The 2,953-nt window shown below is 71.7% G+C and carries 2 protein-coding genes; both read left to right on the top strand.

Annotation, left to right across the window (positions count from 1 at the left end):
- Positions 1-362: 362 nt before the first annotated feature.
- Positions 363-1,154: a purine-nucleoside phosphorylase gene (locus L2C96_RS44080; protein WP_027932495.1), complete on the top strand. Its 792-nt coding sequence runs from the start codon at positions 363-365 to the stop codon at positions 1,152-1,154.
- Positions 1,151-2,791, top strand: a complete 1,641-nt coding sequence (locus tag L2C96_RS44075; RefSeq protein WP_237340314.1) for a phospho-sugar mutase — start codon at positions 1,151-1,153, stop codon at positions 2,789-2,791. Before L2C96_RS44080 ends, L2C96_RS44075 begins: the two co-directional genes overlap by 4 nt.
- Positions 2,792-2,953: the final 162 nt, after the last annotated feature.

Raw genomic sequence — 2,953 nt, 5'->3', positions numbered from 1 at the left:
GACACGGCTGCTCGGCGACTGAAACACAATCAGGCATCGGGGGCGGGGGTGGTCGTAAGGTGACCTTCCGAGCGCCGTGAGGCGCATTCCGCCCGCAGGGCGGACTCTTCGCTACGCGAAGGCGCGGGTTCAAAGATCAGCTCACCTCGGGCGGGTGGCTGGGTGGTCATCCCGTCGCCTTCCGGTTTGTGCATATCACCTTGATCCAGGGCCGCAAGGTTGGCATGTTCGGCCGCCGGTTGGCGGCCCGGGTTGCGGCCCTGGCTCAAGGTGATCGTCCGGTGTCAGGCGACGGGATGACCACCCAGCTTCTTGGGTTGGGTTGGGGCACGGCGGCAGCGCACCGCTGGGAAGATGGGCCCATGACCGAACAAGATGTGGCGTCGGCTGCTGCCGCCACCATCGCGGAGCGCACCGGGTTCGCCAAGCACGACATCGCGGTGGTGCTGGGCTCCGGGTGGCGTCCCGCGGCGGACGTGATCGGCGAGCCCGAGGCGGAGATCCCGCTCGGTGAGCTGCCCGGCTTCGAGACCCCGACCGCCGTCGGGCACGGTGGCACCGTTCGCTCCGTGGACGTGGACGGCAAGCGCACCCTGGTGCTCCTCGGCCGCACCCACCTCTACGAGGGCAAGGGCGTTGGGCGCGTCGTGCACAACGTGCGGACGGCCGCCGCCGCGGGGGTGAAGTCCGTTCTGCTCACCAACGCCGCAGGCGGGCTGCGCGACGACTACCAGGTCGGCCAGCCCGTGCTCATCTGCGACCACCTCAACATGACCGCGACCTCCCCCATCACCGGCGCGAACTTCGTCGACCTGGTCGACCTGTACTCGCACCGCCTGCGTGACCTCGCGCGCGAGATCGACCCGAGCCTCACCGAGGGCGTCTACGCCGGCCTGCCCGGCCCCCACTTCGAGACCCCCGCCGAGATCCGCATGCTGCGCACGCTCGGCGCCGACCTGGTCGGCATGTCGACCGTCCTCGAAGCGATCGCCGCGCGCGCCGCCGGTGTCGAGGTGTTCGGGCTGTCCCTGGTCACCAACCTGGCCGCGGGCATGACCGGCGAACCGTTGAGCCACCAGGAGGTCCTGGAGGCCGGACGCGCGTCGGCCGAGAAGATGGGCACCCTGCTGCGCCGGCTCGTCGCGCGCGCATGAGCCGCCTCACCCCCGAACTCCGCGACCGCGCGATCCGCTGGATCGCGGACGACGTCGACCCGGCCGCGCGGCAGGAGTTGCAGGCCGTGCTCGCCGCTGCGATGAACGGCGCCTCCGACGCGGTGACCGACCTCGCCGACCGGATGGCCGGTCCGCTCGAGTTCGGCACCGCCGGGTTGCGCGGCCCCGTCCGGGCCGGACCGAACGGCATGAACACCGCCGTCGTCGTCCGCACCACCGCCGGGGTCGCGACCTGGCTGACCGCGCACGGCCACGCCGGCCGGATTGTCGTCGTCGGCCGGGACGCCCGGCACGGCTCGGCGGAGTTCGCGACCGCGGCGGCCGAGGTGCTGCACGCGGCCGGGTTCGACGTCCGGGTCCTGCCCCGCCCCCTGCCGACGCCGCTGGTGGCGTTCGCGACGAAGCACCTCGGCGCGGCCGCGGGCATCCAGATCACCGCGTCGCACAACCCGCCCGCCGACAACGGCTACAAGCTCTACGACGACGTCGCGATCCAGATCGTGCCGCCCGCCGACGCCGAGATCGAAGCCGCGATCGCCGCCGCTCCCGGCGCGATCAGTGTGCCCCGCAAACCGGGTGCGACGGTGCTCGGCGACGAGATCCTCGACGAGTACCTGTACCGGGTGTCCCAGGTCCCGCGGTCGCCACACCGCGGGCTGCGGATCGCCGCGACCGCCCTGCACGGCGTCGGCGCCGAGGTCCTGCGTGAAGCCCTGTCCCGGGCCGGGTTCACCGACGTGCACCTGGTGGCCGAACAGTCGGCGCCGGACGCGGACTTCCCGACGGTGTCCTTCCCCAACCCGGAAGAGCCGGGCGCGACGGACCTGCTGCTCGCGCTGGCCGCGGAGGTCGACGCCGACCTCGCCATCGCGCTGGACCCGGACGCGGATCGCTGCGCGGTCGGTGTGCCGGACGCGACCGGTGAGTGGCGGATGCTCCGCGGGGACGAGACCGGGGTCCTGCTCGGCGAGTACGTCCTGTCGACGACGAGCAACCCGGACCCGCTGGTGGCGACGACGATCGTGTCGGCCGCCATGCTGGGCGACATCGCCAGGGCTCGCGGCGCCCGGTATGCGGAGACGCTGACCGGCTTCAAGTGGCTCACCCGCTCCGGCGAGGGGCTGGTGTTCGCCTACGAGGAGGCGCTGGGACTGTGTGTGAACCCGGACTTCGTGCGGGACAAGGACGGCATCGCCGCGGCGACCCTCGCCTGTGATCTGGCTGCGAAGCTGAAGGCCGAGGGCCGGTCGCTGCTCGAGGAGCTGGACCGGCTGGCCGTCGCGCACGGGGTGTACGTCACGGACCAGGTGTCGTTGCGGGTGACGGACTTGTCGGTCCGCGGGCAGCTCATGGCACGCCTGCGGAAGTCGCCGCCGACCGAGCTGGCCGGCGCGGCCGTCGAGATGGAGGACCTGTTGCCGGAGACGGATGCGTTGCGCATCGCCGGCGGCGGGTTGCGGGTGGTGATCCGCCCGTCGGGCACCGAGCCGAAGTTGAAGTGCTACCTGCAGGTGACGCGGCCGGTGCCGGATGAGGCGGCTCTGGCTGAGGTGCGAGTGGATGCGACGTCGACGATGGCGGCGTTGCGCGCCGACGTGGAGGCTCTGCTGGCTTGACCGTCCGGTGCTGCCCTCTCGTCCGGGGCAGCACCGCACCGCAAAAAGCTCGAGGCCCCGGGAGAACTTTTCACAGTTCTCGACCGGGGCCTCGAGTATCAAGTTAAGTTCGGCGGTGTCCTACTCTCCCACACCCGCGGGGGTGCAGTACCATCGGCGCTG

Source organism: Amycolatopsis tucumanensis, from assembly GCF_021654135.1.
GTDB classification, from domain to species: domain Bacteria; phylum Actinomycetota; class Actinomycetes; order Mycobacteriales; family Pseudonocardiaceae; genus Amycolatopsis_E; species Amycolatopsis_E tucumanensis.
Note: the sequence above shows the minus strand (reverse complement) of the source record. Positions and strands in the feature narration are given on the sequence as shown.